14 protein-coding genes, 1 tRNA gene and 2 pseudogenes are annotated in these 18,944 nt (G+C 70.1%); 6 read left to right on the forward strand and 11 right to left on the reverse strand.

Annotated features, from left to right (window positions below):
• Positions 1 to 78: 78 nt before the first annotated feature.
• A complete protein-coding gene (locus tag ACFWRV_RS27380; protein ID WP_384338399.1) occupies positions 79 to 2,913 on the reverse strand; it encodes a BTAD domain-containing putative transcriptional regulator in 2,835 nt (944 codons plus the stop codon).
• Between the two features lie 100 nt (positions 2,914 to 3,013).
• Between ACFWRV_RS27380 and ACFWRV_RS27385 the strand changes: the two genes are divergently transcribed.
• Positions 3,014 to 4,570: an MFS transporter gene (locus ACFWRV_RS27385; protein WP_384338400.1), complete on the forward strand. Its 1,557-nt coding sequence runs from the start codon at positions 3,014 to 3,016 to the stop codon at positions 4,568 to 4,570.
• Positions 4,571 to 4,629: 59 nt separating this feature from the next.
• On the opposite strand, the gene ACFWRV_RS27390 is transcribed toward ACFWRV_RS27385, so the two are convergent.
• The 3 genes from ACFWRV_RS27390 to ACFWRV_RS27400 all read right to left on the reverse strand — a co-directional run bounded on the left by ACFWRV_RS27390 (position 4,630) and on the right by ACFWRV_RS27400 (position 9,722).
• Positions 4,630 to 5,493, reverse strand: a complete 864-nt coding sequence (locus ACFWRV_RS27390; RefSeq protein ID WP_384338401.1) for a LysR family transcriptional regulator — start codon at positions 5,491 to 5,493, stop codon at positions 4,630 to 4,632.
• A 1,825-nt stretch (positions 5,494 to 7,318) separates the two neighbouring features.
• A complete protein-coding gene (locus ACFWRV_RS27395; RefSeq protein ID WP_384338402.1) occupies positions 7,319 to 8,101 on the reverse strand; it encodes a hypothetical protein in 783 nt (260 codons plus the stop codon).
• A gap of 478 nt (positions 8,102 to 8,579) precedes the next feature.
• Positions 8,580 to 9,722 (reverse strand): FAD-dependent monooxygenase, encoded by a 1,143-nt coding sequence (locus tag ACFWRV_RS27400; RefSeq protein WP_384338403.1) that lies wholly within the window; start codon positions 9,720 to 9,722, stop codon positions 8,580 to 8,582.
• 171 nt (positions 9,723 to 9,893) lie between these two features.
• On the opposite strand from ACFWRV_RS27400, the gene ACFWRV_RS27405 reads away from it, so the two are divergent.
• Positions 9,894 to 10,229 (forward strand): ArsR/SmtB family transcription factor, encoded by a 336-nt coding sequence (locus tag ACFWRV_RS27405; protein WP_384338404.1) that lies wholly within the window; start codon positions 9,894 to 9,896, stop codon positions 10,227 to 10,229.
• 185 nt (positions 10,230 to 10,414) lie between these two features.
• On the opposite strand, the gene ACFWRV_RS27410 is transcribed toward ACFWRV_RS27405, so the two are convergent.
• Together ACFWRV_RS27410 and ACFWRV_RS27415 are read right to left on the reverse strand one after the other, a co-directional pair.
• Entirely contained in the window at positions 10,415 to 10,741 is a 327-nt protein-coding gene (locus ACFWRV_RS27410) for a hypothetical protein (protein WP_384338405.1), read from the reverse strand.
• 74 nt (positions 10,742 to 10,815) lie between these two features.
• Positions 10,816 to 10,890: transfer RNA gene (locus tag ACFWRV_RS27415), tRNA-Ala, on the reverse strand.
• Between the two features lie 162 nt (positions 10,891 to 11,052).
• Here ACFWRV_RS27415 and ACFWRV_RS27420 point away from each other — a divergent pair.
• A complete protein-coding gene (locus ACFWRV_RS27420; protein WP_384338406.1) occupies positions 11,053 to 11,349 on the forward strand; it encodes an antibiotic biosynthesis monooxygenase in 297 nt (98 codons plus the stop codon).
• A gap of 895 nt (positions 11,350 to 12,244) precedes the next feature.
• Here the strand turns inward: ACFWRV_RS27420 and ACFWRV_RS27425 are convergent.
• Positions 12,245 to 12,376: pseudogene (locus tag ACFWRV_RS27425) on the reverse strand (AAA family ATPase); the annotation flags it as partial.
• Between the two features lie 148 nt (positions 12,377 to 12,524).
• Between ACFWRV_RS27425 and ACFWRV_RS27430 the strand changes: the two are divergent.
• Both ACFWRV_RS27430 and ACFWRV_RS27435 read left to right on the forward strand, forming a co-directional pair.
• On the forward strand, positions 12,525 to 12,812 hold the full coding sequence (locus tag ACFWRV_RS27430) for a chaplin family protein (RefSeq protein ID WP_384338407.1): 288 nt from the start codon (positions 12,525 to 12,527) through the stop codon (positions 12,810 to 12,812).
• 115 nt (positions 12,813 to 12,927) lie between these two features.
• Entirely contained in the window at positions 12,928 to 14,100 is a 1,173-nt protein-coding gene (locus ACFWRV_RS27435) for a hypothetical protein (RefSeq protein WP_384338408.1), read from the forward strand.
• A 374-nt stretch (positions 14,101 to 14,474) separates the two neighbouring features.
• On the opposite strand, the gene ACFWRV_RS27440 is transcribed toward ACFWRV_RS27435, so the two are convergent.
• Positions 14,475 to 15,215, reverse strand: coding sequence for an SDR family oxidoreductase (locus ACFWRV_RS27440; protein ID WP_384338409.1), 741 nt, complete (start codon positions 15,213 to 15,215; stop codon positions 14,475 to 14,477).
• 152 nt (positions 15,216 to 15,367) lie between these two features.
• On the opposite strand from ACFWRV_RS27440, the gene ACFWRV_RS27445 reads away from it, so the two are divergent.
• Positions 15,368 to 15,916, forward strand: coding sequence for an RrF2 family transcriptional regulator (locus ACFWRV_RS27445; protein WP_384338410.1), 549 nt, complete (start codon positions 15,368 to 15,370; stop codon positions 15,914 to 15,916).
• Between the two features lie 60 nt (positions 15,917 to 15,976).
• Here the strand turns inward: ACFWRV_RS27445 and ACFWRV_RS27450 are convergent.
• From ACFWRV_RS27450 to ACFWRV_RS27460, 3 genes and pseudogenes are all read right to left on the reverse strand, one after another.
• Positions 15,977 to 16,125 (reverse strand): annotated as a pseudogene (locus ACFWRV_RS27450) (HNH endonuclease); the annotation flags it as partial.
• 92 nt (positions 16,126 to 16,217) lie between these two features.
• Positions 16,218 to 17,069, reverse strand: a complete 852-nt coding sequence (locus ACFWRV_RS27455) for a trimeric intracellular cation channel family protein (protein WP_384338411.1) — start codon at positions 17,067 to 17,069, stop codon at positions 16,218 to 16,220.
• Positions 17,070 to 17,103: 34 nt separating this feature from the next.
• A complete protein-coding gene (locus tag ACFWRV_RS27460) occupies positions 17,104 to 18,933 on the reverse strand; it encodes an alkyl/aryl-sulfatase (RefSeq protein WP_384338412.1) in 1,830 nt (609 codons plus the stop codon).
• Positions 18,934 to 18,944 lie beyond the last annotated feature (11 nt).

Here is an 18,944-nt window from a genome sequence, read left to right on the forward strand (position 1 = left end):
GCCGGAGCGGGACGGACCACCGGAGCGCGGGGCCCTCCCACCCGGAAGGCGCGCCGGGCTCGCCCCCGGCGGGTCCGGTCACGCCCGGGCGACGAGGTCCAGTTCCGCCAGCGCGGCCGCGGCGTGCGTGGCGTGTTCCGAGGACTGGCTCTTGGCCAGCGCCCGGTTCAGATGAGACGTGGCGGCGTCCCGGTCGCCGCGGAGCCGTGCGGCGTGTCCGAGGCCGATCTCGGCACGGATCTCGCCCCGGTGGTAGGCGCGTTCGGCCGACACGGACAGCGCACGCTCGTACAGCTCCGTCGCCCGCTCGACGAAGCCGCTCGCCAGCGCGGCCCGGCCGAGGAAGGTCAGCGTCTCGACGACCTCGGTCCACAGGCCGAGCTCCTCGGCCATCAGGAGCCCCTCGCGGTGCAGCCGTTCGGTCCGTACGCGGTCGCCCTCGCGTTCGGCCGCGAGTGCCAGGGACCGGGTGGCCCGGAGCTGGCCCCAGCGGTCGCCGACCTCGCGGAACAACGCGGCGCCCAGCTCCGCCGACCCGTCCCCGTCCGGGGCGTGGCTCGCCAGCTCCACCAGGGCCGCGGCCTGGCCCCAGCGGTCCCGGGCGGCGCGGGCGCCGGCCAGGCTTGCCTCCACCAGCCGCCGCCCCTCGCGGTGGTGGCCGCGGCCGGTCAGCCCGGTGCCGACGAACCACTGGAGCCGGGCCTTCAGCACCGGGTCCTCGACCCCGGCGGTGGGGTCCTCGCCCGCCCGGCCGGGCACGGCATCGGCCTGCGAGGTGCGCAGCTCGACACCGGCCAGCCAGACCCGTGCCGTCAGGCGCGCGGCCGGCTCGGCGTCGACGTCGGCCGTCAGCGCCGTCCGCAGCGACCTGCGGGCCTCGGGGAACCGTCCGCGCAGGAACCAGTACCAGGCGAGCGCGTTCACCAGCCGCACCGCGTACCCGGCGGGGTCCTGGGCGACCGCGAGGTCCAGGGCGCGGCGCAGATTGACGGTCTCCGCGTTGAGGCGTTCCAGGGAGCACCGCTGGTCCGGGCCGCGCAGCCGCTCGCTCTCCCGCTCGGCCGACTCGGTGCAGTACCGCACGAAACGCGCGCGTACGGCGCTCTCCTCGTCCGCCTCCGCCAGCCGCTCGGCGCAGTAGGCGGCCACCGATTCGAGCAGCCGGAACCGGTCGCCCTCTCGGACCACCAGCGAGCGGTCCACCAGCCGGGAGAGCAGGTCAGGGATCCGCTCGGCGGGCAGCTCCCCGTCGGCGCAGACCGCCTGGGCGGAGGGCATGACGCAGCCGTCGGCGTGCACGACCAGACGGCGCAGCACGGTGCGCTCGTCCGGCGGCAGCAGCTGCCAACTCCAGTCGAGCATGCCCCGCAGCGTCTGCTGGCGGTCCGGGAGCCCGCGCACCCGTACGTCGGGCCGGGCGAACCGGTCGTCCAGCCGGGCGGCGAGCTCCTGCGGGCTCAGCGTCCGCAGCCGGGACGCGACGAGTTCGAGGGCGAGCGGAATCCCGTCGAGGCGGCGGCAGACGGTGGCGACGGCCTCCGCGTTGTCCGCGTCCAGGACGAAGCCGGGCGCCGCCGCCGAGGCTCGCTGCACGAACAGTTCGACGGCGCTGGACCGGGCGACCGCCCGCGGATCGGTGTGCTCCGGCAGCGCCAGCGGCGGCACCGGGTGCACCACCTCGCCGGGGATGTCCAGGGCTTCCTGGCTGGTGAGCAGGAGGTGGGCCGCCGGCACGGCCGACAGCAGGGACTTGGCGAGCACGGCCACCGGCTCGACGAGGTGCTCGCAGTTGTCCAGCAGGATCAGCAGCCGCTTGCCGGCCACCGCCTGGCACAGCCAGCCCACCAGGTCGTCCAGGTCCGGTTCGGTCGCGGCCGTGTCGCACAGGCCCAGCGTCGTGATGACGCGTTCGGCGATGTCGTCCGGGTCGGACGCGGCGCCCAGGCCGGCCAGTTCGACCAGCCATACCCCGTCGGCGTACCGCCCGGCCGCGTCGCCCGCCGCGGCGATCGCCAGCCTCGTCTTGCCCACCCCCCCGAGGCCGGTGAGGGTGACGAGACGGGTGCTCGCGCCGGGGTCCAGGCGGGCCAGCACCTGGGCGGCCGCCTCGCGCCGGCCGATCAGCGGGGTCAGCGGAGCGGGCAGGTTCGTCCGGGACGACCGCGACCCGATCGCCGGTGTGGCGAGCTCCGGCTCCTGGCGCAGGATCGCCTCGTGCAGCGCGGCGGCATGCGGACCGGGCGAGGCGCCCAGCTCCTCGGCCAGCTCCCGGCGCAGCTCCTGAAAGCTCTGCAGCGCGTCGCCCTGCCGCCCGGAGCGGTACAGGGCGCGCATGTGGGCCATGCGCAGCCGCTCGCGCAGCGGGTGCCGTGCCACCACCGCCCCCAGCTCCGCCGCGAGCGCCGTGTGCTCGCCCAGGGTCAGCCGGACCTCGGCGTGGTCCTCGACGACGGCCAGGCGCAGCTCCTCCAGCCGCGCGATCTCGCTGCGGGCGAACAGGGACTCGGCCACGTCCGCGTAGGCCGGGCCCCGCCACAGGGCGAGCGCGTCGGCGAACAGGTCCGCCTTCACCGCCGGCTCCCGGTGGGTGCGGGCGCGGTCGGCCAGCTCCTGGAAGCTCAGGGCGTCGACCACGGCATCCGCGAGCAGCAGCCGGTAGCCGGCGGGCTCGCGGACCACCTGTTCCCGGCCCAGCACCCGCCGCAGCTGGGAGATCTTGGTCTGCAGGGTGTTGGCGGACCCGCCCGGCGGGTTGCTCGCCCACAGGTCCTCGATGAGGCGGTCCGCGGGCACCGGCCCGCCACCGTGGACGAGCAGGTTCGCCAGCAGGGCGCGCACCTTCGCTTCGGGGACCCTGATCAGCTGCCCCTCGGCGTTCCAGACGGCCAGCGGACCGAGCACCCCGTAACGCATGGCCGCAGTCTATCGCCGAACGACCCTCAGGAAACCGTGCGTGAGGGGCGGCAGGGTGGCGATCGCATGTCGACGATCCGAGAAAAAGGCAGGGAGTGCTATGAGCACAACGACCACAGGCAGAGCGGGAGCCCGGGAGTGGGGAGGGCTGGCCGTCCTTTCGTTGCCCACCGTGCTGCTGGGCCTCGACGTCACCGTGCTGTACCTGACCCTTCCCTCACTGGCCGAGGATTTGCGCCCGTCCGGCACCCAAGAGCTGTGGATCATGGACGCCTACGGGTTCCTGATCGCCGGTTTCCTGCTCACCATGGGGACGCTGGGTGACCGGATCGGCCGCCGTCGGCTGCTGATGATCGGGGCGGCGGCCTTCGGGATCGTCTCGGTGCTGGCGGCCTACGCCACCAGCGCCGACATGCTCATCGCCGCGCGGGCGGCCCTGGGCGTCGCCGGTGCCACGCTCATGCCGTCCACACTGGCGCTGATCAGCAACATGTTCGCCAACCAGCGGCAGCGCTCCCTGGCGATCGGTGTCTGGGCCACGAGCTTCGCGCTCGGCATGGCGCTCGGCCCGGTGGTCGGCGGGGTGATGCTGAACCACTTCTGGTGGGGTTCGGTGTTCCTCCTGGCGGTGCCCGTCGCGATCGTGCTGCTCGTGGCCGCGCCGCTCCTGATCCCCGAGTACTCGGCGCCGCAGAGCGGTAGGTTCGACCTGATCAGCGTGACGCTGTCGCTGTTGGCGATCCTGCCGGTGGTCTACGCGGTGAAGCGCTTCGCCAAGGACGGCTTCGATCTGCCGATGATCGCCGCCGCGGTGATCGGCGTGGTCTTCGCGGTGCTGTTCGTCCGCAGGCAGGGCAAGCTGGAGAGCCCGCTGCTGGATGTACGCCTCTTCGCCAACCGGACGTTCAGCTCCGCGCTGAGCGTGCTGCTCATCGGTCTCGTCGGCGTGGGCGGCTCGATGCTGCTGATCACCCAGCAGCTCCAGTTCGTGGAGGGGCTGCCGCCGGTCGAGGCGGGGTTGTGGATGGGCCCGCCCGCCCTGCTGATGTTCCTGGCCGCGATCGGCTCGCCCCTGGTCGCGCGGCGGGTGCCGCCGGGCCTCGTGGTGGCGGCCACCCTGATGCTGTCCACGGTCGGATACGTCCTGCTCGCCCTGGTGGGTTCCTCGGGCGGCATCGCCCTGATGGTCGTCGGATTCGGCCTCGTCTACCTCGGGCTCGGGGCGATCGCGGCCCTGGGTACGGACCTGGTGGTCGGGGCGGCGCCGCCGGAGAAGGCCGGCTCGGCCTCGGCGATGTCGGAGACCGTGCAGGAACTGGGCCTCGCGCTCGGCGTGGCGATCCTGGGCAGCCTGGCGACCGCGATCTACCGCGGCCAGATCGACGACGAGATCCCCGCCGGCACGCCGTCGGACGTGGCCGACGCCGCGGGCGACAGCCTCGCCGGCGCCGTCTCCTCGGCCCGGCAGATGCCCGCCGGCTGGCTCGACCTCGCCAAGGAGGCCGCCACCTCCGGCATGAACACGGCGATGGTCGTGGCCGCGGCGTGCACGGTGGTCCTGTCGATCCTGTCCGCCGTCGTGCTGCGGCACGTCGGAGCCATCAGCGACGAACCGGGGGCCGCGTCGGAGGCGGAGCCCGTCAAGTCGCGGGTCTGACCGGCCGCGGCCCGCACCCGCCGCACCCGCTCGCGGGGGCGGCGGGTGCGGGCACGGGCCTACTCGGCTCCCTCCGCGACCACGTCCCGCGCCAACTGGATGAAGGAGCTCAGCGCCGGATGGCGATTGTTGGAAGCCCAGACCAGGTACACCGGCACCGCGGGCGCGTCCCGCAGGGGCAGGTAGCTGATCTCGGCATGCGGGTGCATCCAGGCGGTGGAGGCCGGGGTCACGCCGATTCCGACACCGGCGGCGATGTAGCTCTGCCAGTCGTCGATCGTGTCCACCTCCACCGCCACCACGGGTTGCCCGCCCTCCTCCCACAGGTCGGGGTTGGTGGTCCCGGAGAAGGAGTTGAGCACCAGCGGGTAGGCGGCCAAGTCCCGCAGCGACACCTCGTCCAGGTCGATCAGCGGGCAGTCCGAGGGCACCGCGACGACCCGGGGCTCCATGACGAGCAGCTCCTCGTGCAGACTGCGCCGCCCGGTGTGCGTGCGCATGATCGCCACGTCCGACTGGCCGGTGGTGAGCCCGCCCGCGGGGTCGTCGACCCGCTTCAGGCGTACCAGGACCTCCGGGTTCGCCTCCTTCCACTGGCGCAGTATCTCGCTGGTGTACACGCCGATCGCCGACCAGGCGTGCCCCACTCGCAGGGCCCGCACCCGGTGCAGGTCCGAGTGCATGGCGTCGTCGAAGGCGGTGACGGCGGCATCCGCCTTGGCGCAGAACATCTTTCCCGCCACGGTGGGCTGCACCCCCTCCGCGGAACGTTCCAACAGGGTCTGTTTCACGTGGCGCTCCAACTCCGCGAGTCTGCGCGACACCGCGGACTGGGCCTCGTACAGACGGGCCGCGGCCTTCGAGATGCTGCCTTCGTCGACCGCTGTGAGGAAGGTCCTCAAGTGGTGGATTCCCACAGCCATGACGCTGCTTTCCTTTCGCAGAGAAATACGGGGGTGCACGGAGACCGCACCGGCGCGCGTTCGACGAGAACGGGGGGCACGCCGGGAAGAGGGCACCGGTAGGCCATGACGGAAAGGCCGCCCGACCCGGGGACCGGAGGGCGCGACGCGGCCCGGAGGCTCACCCGGTCAGGAGCGTGCGAGGGTTCCCGGACATCGGGAGAAGCGCTCATCGGCGCCCGTCGTCCGCCGGCACGCCCGCGGGGCCCGTGTCATCGCAGACCCGGACGCGGCCGGCTCCGTACCCCACTCCACGAGACCGTCCCGGACATGTCGCCCTCACTCCGTCGCAGCCCCGGTGCCACGCCACCCGCTCCACGGGCCGGCCCCGCAGGCCGGCCCATTCCCCTTACGGGTCGGGGAGATGTCCCCAGGGCCGGTTTCTGGCCTGGGGCCGACCATGGCTTTCGGGTCACGTCATCGCTTTCCAGGAAGAGGGCACACGTGTAACACCCCGCATGGGCGTAGAGGGAACGACGAATATCGGCGTGCAGTAGATCCTGGAGCCGACGAATCACGCACTGCCTGTACTCACGGCGGCTTCGGTCCTCAGTGTGACCGGTGGCGTTTACGTGTTCAACAACCTCTCGGCGAAGGACTGATATACACCTGTCACGTGGCTCGCGTTCGGGTTGTGTGAAACGTCGGACCGAAGCGTTTCGGTGCAGGTGGGATGCCGGGTACGGCCAGCGAAAAAAGGGACGATCGGTCGATACGGACCGTTCCGGGCGGCGAAAATAAGAAGTACTCCGTCCCGAATGGCGGAAAGTCGGCGCATCTTTTTCGGACACCGGTGATGCGCCATCTCCGCCTCCACCCCGCTCCTGAACGAGCGATGCCGCGGAAGTTGAAGACTAGACAGATCGCCGCCCGGTGAAGGTATAGCGGCAGTAAAGGGAGTGCCACAAATCTCGTGGCCTGCACACCTGTCCTTCGGAAGTCCCGAACTCCATCTCGTCCAGGAAGCGCTCGACCACGATCGGTGTGTGACCGAGCTCTGCTTCCGCGACCCCAGGCGCGGGAGGATGTGCACGTTGATCGAGCTGTCGACGTGCCGGCCGGTGGAGCAGTCCGCCCTTTTCGGCTGCCGGGGCCGCCCCTGCTTCGCGTACTCCTCGACCGTCAGCTGACCCAGTCCACGGCGGGCCGGCGCTGCGGTCGGCGCTGTGGTCCTCTTCTCCGCGGACAGCTGCGTCAGGCGCTCGATCGCATCACCCTGCTTGGCGTATCCGGACTCCTCGCTCTGCCTGCCTGCTGAGCGCATCCCGGAAACGTATCGAGTAACCTCACAGCGAATCACGGCTCAGCAAAGCCGTTGGTTTTCGCGACCATGGCCACGGCCCGTCCGACGGCAAGTTTGAGCGCGAAAGGAGGGGTGCCAAACGGGCTTGCACTGCTATGCCACCCTGGCTCGGTTCCACCATCCACCGAAAGCCCTGTGCAACAAGCTTGTTGGCGCTGCGGGCGTGAAAGGGCACCGCATAGTCGAGCTTTCTGGCGGGAAGGGCTGCCGGTGACGGTTATGGCGCCGGACTGTCAACGGATTCCGGGCGTGCTGGAACAGAGCGATCCACGGGTCACGGGCCGCTTCGAGCCAAGGAAGTCGCGGTGGAGCTTGGCCTTGGATCGACGCCCGCGAAGGTCGAGGGGTTGCGGTCGAAAGCCCGGCGCCCGGCGGACCGTGGGGGGCTCCTCCTGGAGGCGCCGGGGGCGTTCAGTGCCGGCGGGCGGTCCGCGGCCGTGAGTGCAAGGACTGCCCAGGGGCCAGCTGCGAGCACACGGGGCGTCAGGGAATCACGGGGCTGAAGGCGGCGACTACGCCCACTGCCACCAGACCCAAGGCGACGGCCAGTTTCAGGACCGTTACTGGCACTGCCAGCAGTAGCGAAGTACTCGCAGCCATCCGCTTCGAGTTCCTGGGGTCGTAGGTCACCTCAAGCCTTCCCGTGTTGAGCGCACTCTTGAAGGTGCGCTTATTGCCCTCTCCGTCGATGAATCGATACTCCGATCTCCCATGCAGTTTGTGCGTGGAGAGCGCCTCGACCGTCACGCCTCTCCGTCGCAGCACGACCTTGTCGCACAGGTGCTTCACTGACATGAAAGTGCCTACCGAGCCCAGGGTGAGGGGGAAGAGGCCGATGACCGCACCGATGATGAGCACGGATGAATGCGCGACGCCGAGATATATCAGATATCCGCAGTACGCGACTGCGCCACAGAGGACCGCAGATGGTATGCGCCAGCCGGTGAACAGTGGCGGCGCTTCGGGCGCGCGCAACCTCTTGGTTCGGACAAGTCTGCTTCCGCGCGGATCGAGTTCCACCGGAAGGCCGGCGTTGACGGCAGCCGCGAACGCTGTTGCGGAGGTGGCGTTGCTCGCCCGGATTTCGTGAGTCATGCCGTCGGTGAGGACGATCTCGACCGTACGCGCGCGACGTCCGCCTACTCGTGTCTCCTGAATGACTTCAAACGGAATGGTGGTGCGCACCTGTTCGCGGTCGACGACGACGGCTGACTTCTTCAGGGTGGCGGTGGCCCCGCGGCCGCGGACGATCTGGGAGGAGGACATGACTGAAACGACTCCCGGCGCAAGCCCAAGGTTGCATGTACGGGGCCATGAGATGTGCTCGCCCACCTGGCGTGCGCGGCTCGGGCCCGACCGCGACGCGACCTCGTCGAACCGACCCGCCGCCGGCAACCGGCATGAACGGCACCGTCACTCGCCCAGGGACTCGGTGCGGCAGCGGACAGGCACGTCGCCGCAGCTTGACACGCAGGCCGCGGAAGGGCACCCGGATGATGCCGTCGGCGCCTTGATGCGCCTTGTCCGCCCAGCACTTCACTTCCGCGTCGCGGGGGCGCAGTTACCGGCAGCACCCTGGTCGTGGCGAGCGCCGGGAACGGTAGGTGAGGGCCGACAGCAGCCGACCGCCGCATCGGCGGTGACTGCCACGCCGAGCCGGGCTCGTCGGACATAGCGGTCTGACCCGGCTGAGAGCTGCCGCGCTGCTGCGCACCGACCGGTGAACGGTCGGTGCGGACCCGGTCTACCGCTTCGCGGCTTCGCGAGGGGTGATCCGGTTCGTGCGACCGACCGCGCGGCCCGCAGCGTTGCGCACCGCGAGGCCCGGCCGGGTGCGGGGCACCAGGAGCCTGGAGAGCAGACCGACGCGTCGCTGCCGCGGGCCTACCTCACGGCGGATCCGCGACTCGTAGGCGGCGAAGGCGCGGGCGTGGTCACCGGGATGGGCGGTGAGTTCCTCTGCGAGGGCGTACGCGCCCGCCATCGCCATGCTGGACCCGTCGCCCAGCAGGGCTGTCGCCGCCGCCGCGTCCCCGAGCAGTACGACCCGTCCTCGGGACCACGAGGGCACCCGGATGGTGGTCAGGGGGTCGAAGAACGGAGCCGGGTGGTCGAGGAACGCCGCCACGAGTTCCGGTGCCCGCCACCGCACGTCGGCGTAGGCGTCGGCCACGGTCTGCTTGTGGAGGGCGATGTTCTTGCGGTCGTGGGGGGTCGGCTGTGCGGCCCGGAAGGTGAAGATCGCGAGCGGAGTGGTCCGCGAGGGGTGGACGACCAGCATCCGATTCGGCACGGTCAGCATCGTCATCTCGCTCGGGTCCTCGATCGCGTCGGGTTCCAGCGGGACGGTCGCGCCGTACAGGCCCAGGTCGCTCGCGAACTGCTGCTCGGGTCCAAATACCAGGCGCCGTACGGTGGAGTGCATCCCGTCGGCACCGACGACCAAGTCGAAGCGCCGTGGGGCGGACCGCCGGAAGGTGACGTCGACCCCTCCTCCGTCCTGGTCGAGAGCGGTGACCGTGTCGTCGAACAGGAACTCGGCCTCGGTCTGCGCCGACCCGTGGAGCACCTCGGACAGGTCGGCCCGGGTCACCTCGACCGTCGGCGCCTCGTCCGAGGTGAGCGGGAGTTGCAGGATTCGCCTGCCGTCGGGGTCGAGCAGGGTCAGTGACCGATTGCGGGTGGCGAATTCGCGGAGCTGCGGGAGGATGCCCATGCGGTCGGCGACCGGGATCGCGGGCCCCTTCACGACGATCGCGCTACCACCGGAGCGCAACTGCCGGGCATGTTCGACGACCGTCGGCCGGTAGCCATTCCGGGAGAGCCAGTACGCGAGTGCGGGCCCTGCGATTCCGGCACCGACTATCAGCACCTCGGGCTTCTTCATGACGATGACCTCTCGGAGTGTCGATGACCAGGTTCCCCGGCGAGTGCCGGGGCCGGTCTCCGGGCGCGGCGGCACGGGGCACCGCGATCGGACCAAGGTACGAAAGATTTCGTACCTCAGTGGAGCACATCCTTCAGGTACGATTCAAGTCGTACCTGAAGGGGGTGCCGCATGACCGGGAGGAACCTGGACGGCCCGGAGGCCGATGCGCTCGATCTGGGTGCGGTGTTTCGCGCCCTCGCCGACGAGCACCGTCGTTCAGTGATGACGCAGTTGACCGCCGACCGCGGCGACAGCGAGCGGGGCTGCAACTCGTTCGATCTTCCGATCTCGAAGCAGACCCAGACCCACCACTTCCGAGTCCTGCGCGAGGCAGGTCTCGTTGACGAGATCGACTACGGCAATCGCAAGGGCATCCGACTACGACGCGCGGACATCGAGAAGAGATTCCCCGGGCTGCTCGCCCTCCTGGGAGCAGAGCCCTCGGGCGATACCGCTCCTTCCTGAGCACAGCTGAGCACACCGGAGAGAAGGCCGAGTCGGCCCTGAGGTGCGAGCTCGACCGAATCCAGCTCGCGCCCGGCCCGCAGGTAGCCGAGCACGACGCGGGCATGCATGGGATCGGTGTCGCTTCGCCCCCTCCCCCCGTCCCGCGCTCGTGCTCGGCGCCGAGCACGTCCGCGCGCGCTCCTTCACACCAACACCCACTGAGGTTTCGTCAACCTGCTTGCGGAACGGGGCCACCGGGGTGAGGACGGGGTGAACAGGATCGCCGCCCATGACGAGATCGTCTCTACCTGTTCGCCCTGCTCGATGGTCTCCTCCGCGAGACGCCGGCTCTCCTCGCCCTGGACGAGGCTCGCGCTGGACATGCGGCGCATGGCCTCGTCCTGATTTATCGTCACCAAGGTGGAGTGGACGGTCAGCGCGTTCCCGAGCAGGGCCCTCGCCCCGTCCACGCGTTCGACCACCCGGATGGGCGCCGCCGAAGGCCATGTCAACCGGATCAAGATGCTCAAGCGCCAGGGTGTTCGGTCGCGCACGATTCCAACTCCTGCGCAAACGCCTATTGTTGGCATAATTCAGGTTGGGATGGGGCTGGCCGGATTTCGAACCGGCGTCCTCCCACATGCGGTGAAGGCGCGACAGCCACTGCGCTACGAGCCCCATCCCACCGCACGATCATACGAGCCACTCACACCCAGACCTCTGAGAGGACGTTAAGTCCGGTTCCGGTAGCGGCCTCGGGCCGGAGCAACAACAGCCAACTGGCAGTTCCGCAGCGGCACGAGGCTGGCGCTGCGGCTGCCTGTGTGCCACGCTGACGGCCGTGATCGTCAGAGTGAGTGAGGCACGCGTACGTCCTGAACGCTTCGAAGCGTTCCACGACTGGATCGTCTCCGCGGTGCGCGAGTTTCCCGGTCGCTATTCAGGGCTGGTCGACCACGAGGTGCTGCTCGCGCCGCCCGACTCACTGGTGTACGTCAGTCGCTGGCACAGCGAGGAGGACTTGGTCGGCTTCGCCGGCGAGCACTGGCGTGACCAGCCTGTGGTTCTGCCGGGCGAAGACGAGTACCTCGTGGCGCCACTTCAGGTGCGCCACTTCACGATCGCATCTCTGAGCTGACTACAGCCGCAGGGCAGCGGCTGCTTTCACCTGCGTTACGGAAACACGAACGTCGCCGTTGGTCCAGGCATGCCGCCCCAGCTCTGCGCTCGCGGGGGTTACTTCTACCGGCCGTCGAGTTCAGCGAACGCCGAGATCCGTAACTGCACGTACTCCTCGGCATGCCCACCGACGACCCGTCCATGAACGTCACCCGCAGTCGCCTCGGGCGCCTCACCCGCCAAGGCCTCCTCACCCAACCCGGGCGAGGCCGCTACCGGAAACGGACTTGACGGCCTCTGAGAATGTGTTCCACAGGACTGACCACTCAGCGCGACGACTTCACAGAAACGGCCCCAGAAACCGAGATTTGACGACGCTTCACGTTGCAGTCGTGTCCGTCGCCGGGCAGGCCCATGACGTTCAACACGGGTCCCTGGCCCTCAGGGATCTCGAAGGTGAAGTTTGCGGCCGTCGGGATCACCACGAGCGAGCACTGGTCGCCGAAGGTCAGCGGCGGATACGGCTCCCACGAACAGCCGGCCCTGTCCAAGGCGGCGACGACGTCCCCGTGGCTGAGTCCGGCTGGGAAGGTGCCCGTCCCCTCGACCACTGACGGGGGGAGTTCGACGACGTCACGCCAGGTCTGGACGCAGATGAGAGACACCTTGCGGCAGCGGCAGACACTCAGCTCAAGGTCTCCGTAGGCGAAGAGTCTCGGCCACTTTCTGTTCCGACTCATCGTTCCGATGTCCCACGGCTCGCCGAGAGCTGCGGTCACGTCGCTCCAGTCGGCTCCGCTGAACACCGGGCCCAGCCGGCCCGTCTTCGCCATGCTGGTCAGGACATCGAGAATCTCCATGAGGCGGAGCCTGACAGGTGTCCTGACCAGCAGTCCAGCGGTTTCAGGGGGGCAGCCCGCTGTGGTTTGTTCCGCTCGGGCTCGGGTGCTGGCGAGGCGGTAGGAGTCGGTGCCGGTCTCGATGATGGCGCCGTTGAAGGTGAGTCCATCGACGATGGCCACACACAGACGGGGGTCGGTGAAGGTCATGGTCCGGGTGTGACCCGATCGGGCTTCCGACGCGGCGGGTGCGCGCGGTTGACGTACGTCGTGTCGGGGGCTGGGTCCGCTCGTTGATCAAGAGACCGGCATATGCCAGCCGGATCGAGCCCGCCGCAACCACATGGAGCTGACGATGAGCAAGGAACCACGGAACACCGGTACGCGGGCGATCGTGCTGGGGGCGGTCGCCGGCGCGGCACTCCTTCCCGCAGGGACGGCTGAAGCGAACGTCGTCGGCGTCGGGAACGCGGCGTTCGGCAACACCTGCGCGAACCACGCCGATGCGCGGGCCGAGGGAGCCACGGTCGCCGGGAGCGGCCTGGGCAGCGGCAATCACGCCGGTCTGCCCCTGAACCTGGTACGCAACAACTGCGGCAACAGCGGCATCATCTGCACGGCTCTGTTCATGGCACGGTACTGATGCGCCGAGCGGACGGACCGGCGCCGGTGACCAAGGGCCCGGGACGGTGACGGGAGCGGGCGCGGTGACGACCGGCGTGCCGGTTGGTGACCGGGCGGTGGCAGAGTTCCTTGCCTTGAGCGGGCAGACGCTGCCCCTGCTGCGGAAGTGGGCGGGCGAGGAGCCTGGTTGCGGTCTGGCGCGGGGCCTGCTGACCCTCGCGACGTCCGAGCGGATGAGCGACACGGTCCTCAAGCAGCAGCTGGTGACCGCCCACCGTGACGCGCAGGGGGCCGGGGAGCGGGAGGCGAGCCTGGTGTACGGGGTGTTCCTGCACACCCACCGGCAGTACCGGCTGGCTGCCGATCATCTGGTGGCGCACTTCGAGCGCTGGCCGGCCGACGAAGTCGCGACACTGATACTCGACGCCTTCTCCGCCGGCGGGGACATCACCTACCGCGCGCACGGAAACGACCTGGTGGAGCAGCAGGCGATGCTCGCCGGGCCCGACAGCTGGGTGTGGACGAGCTGCCTGGCCGCCATCAGGGCAGAGCAGGGCCGGGTGCGTGAAGCGCATCGGCTCGCCGAACAGGCACTGTCCCTCAACCCCCGCTCGGGAGTGGCGGTCCACGCCCTCGCCCATGCCGAGCACGAGCTCGGTGCCGGCCCGGCATCCACCCGGATGCTGGACGACTGGCTGGCGCAGGACGCGCGGGCGGTGCAGCTGGGACATCTGAACTGGCACGCCGCTCTGCAGTCCATCGCCTGCGGGGACTTCACCGACGCCCGCCGCCGGGCCGATACGGCGTTGCGGCATGAGGACGTGGGCATGCGGGCGGCGACGAACTGGCGCTTGCTGCTGGTCGGCCAGGAGCCCGCCGGTCGCAGCGACCTGGATCACGTACGGGAGTTACTGGCAGCGCCAGGAGGCATGGCGGAGATCTTCCACACCTTCAACCTGGCCCTGGCCCTCGCCGTGGAAGCCGCGACCGAGGACCTGGAGAAGCTGGCCGCCCGGGCCGCCGCCGATCCGCGCCCCGACTACCACGACGTCCTGGCCCCGGTGGTCAGGGCACTGGCCCACATCACATCCGGCCGCCCCCGCGCCGCAGCAGAAGGCCTCACCGCTCTCGGTGAGAAGGCCGAACGGATCGGCGGGGTGCGGGTGGAACGGGAGATCATCCAGGACACCCTCGCCCGCGCTCTCATCGACTCCGGCGACCCCGCCTGCGCAGCCGCTCTTCTCCACCACCGCACCGCCACCCGGCACCACCACACCTACGAGAATCTCCTGCTCGTCCCACGCTAGGGCCGCCGCGCCTGCTGCCACGTACTCGCCGCGCTCGGGGTCGACCGGGCCACAGCCACCTGACACCGGACACCCGCCCATCAGCCCCTACGTCCCGCGCCCCCGAGCCCGCCACCCGGGGCCGCGGGCCATGCCACCGAGGATCCCTCCGCACCAGCCCGGACGCCGTACCCACGACTCGGGGATGACGAGGAACCTTGGCTCGGGAACTGGGCCCGTCGAGCAGCGGCAGCCCCGCTCCGGCTCCCCAGGCGTTCACCCTGCCCCTGTGACGCGGGCGACCGCGGCGGCTCTCCGTACGGGGAGTCGCCGCGGCGCGCGTTCTCGGGCGGCTCCCCGACGCCCAGCGAGGGGGCCGCCGTCCGCGGGACGGGTCAGGCGTGCCGCGCCAGCCAGTCGGCATAGCGGGTGGGGGCGATTCGGACGCCGCCCTTCGGGGTGAGGACGTCCCCGTTGACCGCGGCGAACATCCCGGCGGTGTCGTCGGTGGTCACCGAGCGACTGTCCCCCTTGGCCCGGAGTGTGATGAGTCCCAGCTCGTCCAGCGGGTAGGCGTCGGGCCCGGCGAGTTCGAGGGTGCCCCGGAGCGGTGTGCCGGCGGCTACCTCGGCGACGGTGGCGGCGACGTCCGCGGCGGCGACCGGCTGGAGCCGGGTGCGTGGGAGGCGGACCGTGTCGTCGTCGGCGGTCCAGGAGAGGACGGCGTCGATGAACTCCATGAACTGCGTGGCGCGAACGATGGAGTAGGGCACGGGACCGGCTTTGAGGATGTCCTCCTGGAGCGTCTTGGCCCGGTAGTAGTCCAGTTCGGGCACTTGGTCGACCCCGACGATCGACAGGACGACGAAGTGCCCGACATCCGCCTTCCGGGCGGCGTCCACGAGGTTGTCCATCGAGGTCCGGAAGAACGCCGGCGAGGCGTCGTCGAACGTAGGTGAGTTGGTGAGGTTGACGACCACGTCCGCGCCCGCGAGGGCGGCGTCCAGGCCCGCGCCGGTGATCACGTCGACCCCGGTGGACTGGGAGTGGGGTACTGCGCGGTGTCCGGCCGCGTCGAGATCCCGTACCACCTGGGATCCGATCAGTCCGGTTCCGCCGATGACGGCAATGTGCATGGTCCTGCCCTTCCTCGATCACGCGTCCCGTCCGGCCGGCAAGGGCGTCACACCACCCACCCCGGCAAACGCGGACATCCTTTATCCGAGATAATACTCGGACATCCAGTATCCGGGAATCCGGAGCCGTGGATTAGAGTGAAGAAGTGAAAATGTCTGGTGGCGTCGAGTGGGCACTGCACTGCTGTGTCGTGCTGACCGCGGCGGAAGGGCCCGCGGCGGCCGCTCGGCTGGCGGAGCTGCACGACGTCTCGCCCAGCTATCTCGCCAAGCAGTTGCAGGCCCTGTCGCGGGCCGGTCTCGTCCAGTCGGTCCAGGGCAAGGCGGGCGGCTACGTCCTGACCCGGTCACCCGCGCTCATCACGGTGCTCGACGTCGTCGAGGCGGTCGACGGCCTGGGTCCCGCGTTCGTCTGCACCGAGATCCGGCAGCGCGGCCCGATGGCCACTCCCCCGGAAGCCTGCGCCGCACCCTGCGCCATCGCCCGCGCCATGGGCCGGGCCGAGGCCGCCTGGCGGGAGGCCCTCCGCTCGATCACCGTCGCCGATCTCGCCACCGACGTCACCTCCGACAACGGTCCCGGGGCTCTGGGCAGGATCAGTACCTGGCTGAACACAGCCGGCGCCCAAGCCCCACCACCCGGCACGGGCGGGGCTCCGACCGCCGGGGTGCCCCGGCGGTCGGACCAGCCCCAAGCCTGAGCGACCGCCGGGGGGGGCCACCCTCCCAAGCCCCCGCCGCGTTCCTCAGCAGACGCGCGGTCAGGCGAGCTGCATGTAGCGGACGATGGTGTACTCGCACGGACTTTCGGCGTAGACCTTCTGCGCTTCGAGCTCACGGTCATCCGCGGTGAGCTGCCAGCGCAGTTTGCTGGCCACTCCCCCGCGTACCGGCACTGGCTGGCCTGGGACGTGCTTGTCGGATGGTGTCGTCCGCTCACGCCCGAGGCCATCCCCGGGCATCCGAGCGATGGCCCGGGTGTTGGGCTGGCCGCTGAGTGCTTCACGGCTGGCCGTTCGGCTGGCCGTTGTGGCCATCCTGCGTGGGCCCGGCAGGACGAGGCCCGGGCTCGTGGGGTTCGACGGTCAGGCCGAGCAGGCGCAGTTCCCGCATGGATTTTCCGGCGATCTTGCGGCCGAGGAGGGGGCGGCCGTCGTCGTGGCGGTAGACGCCGGCCGGTTCGGCGGCCAGGGGCTCCTCCCAGCCTCGGTACAGGGCGGTGAGGCGGACCGTAAAGCCGACCAGGAACGCGAGCGGAGCACTCGCGGCGCGTGGGAGACCCGCCTGGTCGAGGGCGATCCACACGGCGCCGGTCAGTGCGGCGATGGCGACGAACCACTCGCCGCGGACGAACTGCTTGGGCGGGATGCCGCAGACGACGTCGATCAGGAAGCGCCCCGCGGTGGGGCCCACAACGGCCAGGACCAGGGATCCCAGCACCGGCAGTCCGACATCCGTCCCGGTCTGCGCGCCGACGATGGCGTACCAGGGCAGGGCGAAGGACGTGACGAACTGGAAGAGCCCTTCGCGGAACAGCTGGCCTTCGGAGTAGGCGAGGCGGTGTCCGATGTATCCGGCGATCAGGCACAGCACGACGTACGAGGAGTTGGTCAGCGCGGCCGGGACGCGGCCGACCATGACGTCGCGGCTGACTCCACCGCCGATGCCGCCGAGCAGAGCCATGAGCAGGATCCCGACCACGGTGAAGTTCTTGTAGTGGTCGGGGCGACGAGCCAGCAGCGCCCCGTTCAGAGCGTTGGTGGTCGCCGCGACGAGGTTGATGAACGTGCCGCCACCGGTGAACTCGAACGATCCGAAGCCGACGGTTGCGGTCGCCAGCTGTGCCGTGCTCACCGCACTGCTCCCGTGAGCGCCGCAGGCGGGGGCGTCAAGGCGTGACGATGGGGAAGTCGGGGTCGGGGGTGTCGAGCAGGCCCGCCAGGGTCGCGAAGACCTGCGGGTCGCCCTGGACACCCACGCCGTCGAGTCCCTTGCCGGCGAGGACGCCGAGCAGCTGCGGTTTGGTCAGGGTCAAGGTCAGGTCAGCGGCCGGGCTCGGCCCGTTCACGCTCTGGGGGGTATCGGTGCTGCGGTAGGTGAGGGCCCCGTTGGACAGCAGGAGGTGCCAGGTGCGGCCCTCGTCGGTGAGGTTCCAGGTCATGGTGAGCTTCTCGTCCCATGCGCGGGGGCCGTCGACGCTGATGGCGAGCGAGTCGATGAGCATGTCGACGGTCAGCGCCATCGCCATCTCGGGGTTGGTCATCTCCAGCGCGGTGTGCGCGACGGTGCCGCGGAGCTCCTGGGCGCCCATCAGGTAGAAGTTGCGCCACGTGGCGTTCTCCGCGCCGAAGCCGAGCTTCTCGTACACCGCTGCCAGCGCCTGCTTGGCGAGCGAGTCGTCGGGGGCGGCGAAGACCGCGTGCCCCAGCAGCGTCGCGGCGAACCGCAGATCCCCCGACGCCGCGTACTCCTCGCCCTTGGCGATCAGAGCCGGGACGCCGCCGTAGTCGGCGGCGAACCTCTTCGCCTGCTCGACGGGCGGGTGCTCCCACAGGTTGGCCGGGTTGCCGTCGAACCAGCCCATGTAGCGCTGGTAGATGGCCTTGACGTTGTGGCTGACGGAACCGTAATAGCCGCGGTTCGCCCACCGGTTCGCGACCGCCGGCGGCAGCTCGATCCGCTCGGCGATCTCCGATCCGGTCAGCCCTTGGTTGGTCATGCGCAGGGTCTGGTCGTGGAGGTAGGCCCACATGTCGCGCTGGCCGGCCAGGTGCTGGACGACGCTGTCCTGGCCCCAGGTGGGCCAGTGGTGGGAGGCGAACGCGACCTCGGCCCGGTCGCCGAACAGCGTGATCGTCTCGCCCAGGTAGTGCGCCCAGATGCGGGTGTCGCGGACCACCGCCCCACGCAGGGTCAGGATGTTGTGCATGTTGTGCGTGGCGTTCTCCGCCATGCACAGGGCGCGCCGGTCGGGGAAGTAGAAGTTCATCTCGGAGGGCGCCTCGGTGTCCGGCGTCATCTGGAACACGATCCGCACCCCGTCGACGGTCTCCTCCTGTCCGGTGCGGGTGATGTCCAGCGTCGGCGGTACAAGCGTGATGGTGCCTTTGGAGGTGGTGATGCCCAGTCCGGCGCTGAGGTGTCCGGCGGGCCCCTTGGCCAGTTCGGCGCCGTACATGTAGACCGCGCGGCGGGTCATCGCGCCGCCCGCGTACACGTTCTCCGCCACCGCGTGCTCCAGGAACCCGGCCGGGGCGATCACCGGCACCGGGTCGTGTCCGTGCGGCAGCACGCCGCGGGAGCCACCGAAGTGGTCGCCGTGCGAGTGGGTGTAGATCAGCCCGGTGACCGGGCGGTCGCCGCGGTGCTCGCGGTACAGGGCAAGCGCGGCGGCCGCGGTCTCCGCCGAGATCAGCGGATCGATGACGATGACCCCGGTGTCGCCCTCGACCAGCGTCATGTTCGACAGGTCCAGGTTCCGGACCTGATAGATCCCCTCCGTCACCTCGAACAGGCCCTGCTTGGCGCACAGCCGGCTCTGCCGCCACAGGCTCGGGTGCGCGGTGGTCGGGCAGTCCTCGTCCAGGAACGCGTACGCCTCCCCGTCCCAGATCACCCGGCCGTCCTCCGTCCGGACCACCGCCGGCGAAAGAGCGGCGACGAAGCCCCGCTCCGCGTCGTCGAAATCGGCCCTGTCCGCGTAATCGAGATCGCCCATAGAGAATATGT

Origin of the sequence: Streptomyces sp. NPDC058576 (assembly GCF_042718715.1) — a bacterium.
Lineage (GTDB): Bacteria > Actinomycetota > Actinomycetes > Streptomycetales > Streptomycetaceae > Streptomyces.

Excerpts from the sequence above, each read along its gene's own strand:
- ACFWRV_RS27395 (WP_384338402.1), bottom strand. The coding sequence starts at position 8,101 with ATGTCCTCCTCCCAGATCGTCCGCGGCCGCGGGGCCACCGCCACCCTG.
- ACFWRV_RS27385 (WP_384338400.1), top strand. The coding sequence starts at position 3,014 with ATGAGCACAACGACCACAGGCAGAGCGGGAGCCCGGGAGTGGGGAGGG.
- ACFWRV_RS27440 (WP_384338409.1), bottom strand. The coding sequence starts at position 15,215 with ATGCACATTGCCGTCATCGGCGGAACCGGACTGATCGGATCCCAGGTG.
- ACFWRV_RS27460 (WP_384338412.1), bottom strand. The coding sequence starts at position 18,933 with ATGGGCGATCTCGATTACGCGGACAGGGCCGATTTCGACGACGCGGAG.
- ACFWRV_RS27445 (WP_384338410.1), top strand. The coding sequence starts at position 15,368 with ATGTCTGGTGGCGTCGAGTGGGCACTGCACTGCTGTGTCGTGCTGACC.
- ACFWRV_RS27405 (WP_384338404.1), top strand. The coding sequence starts at position 9,894 with ATGACCGGGAGGAACCTGGACGGCCCGGAGGCCGATGCGCTCGATCTG.
- ACFWRV_RS27400 (WP_384338403.1), bottom strand. The coding sequence starts at position 9,722 with ATGAAGAAGCCCGAGGTGCTGATAGTCGGTGCCGGAATCGCAGGGCCC.
- ACFWRV_RS27380 (WP_384338399.1), bottom strand. The coding sequence starts at position 2,913 with ATGCGTTACGGGGTGCTCGGTCCGCTGGCCGTCTGGAACGCCGAGGGG.
- ACFWRV_RS27390 (WP_384338401.1), bottom strand. The coding sequence starts at position 5,493 with ATGGCTGTGGGAATCCACCACTTGAGGACCTTCCTCACAGCGGTCGAC.
- ACFWRV_RS27430 (WP_384338407.1), top strand. The coding sequence starts at position 12,525 with ATGAGCAAGGAACCACGGAACACCGGTACGCGGGCGATCGTGCTGGGG.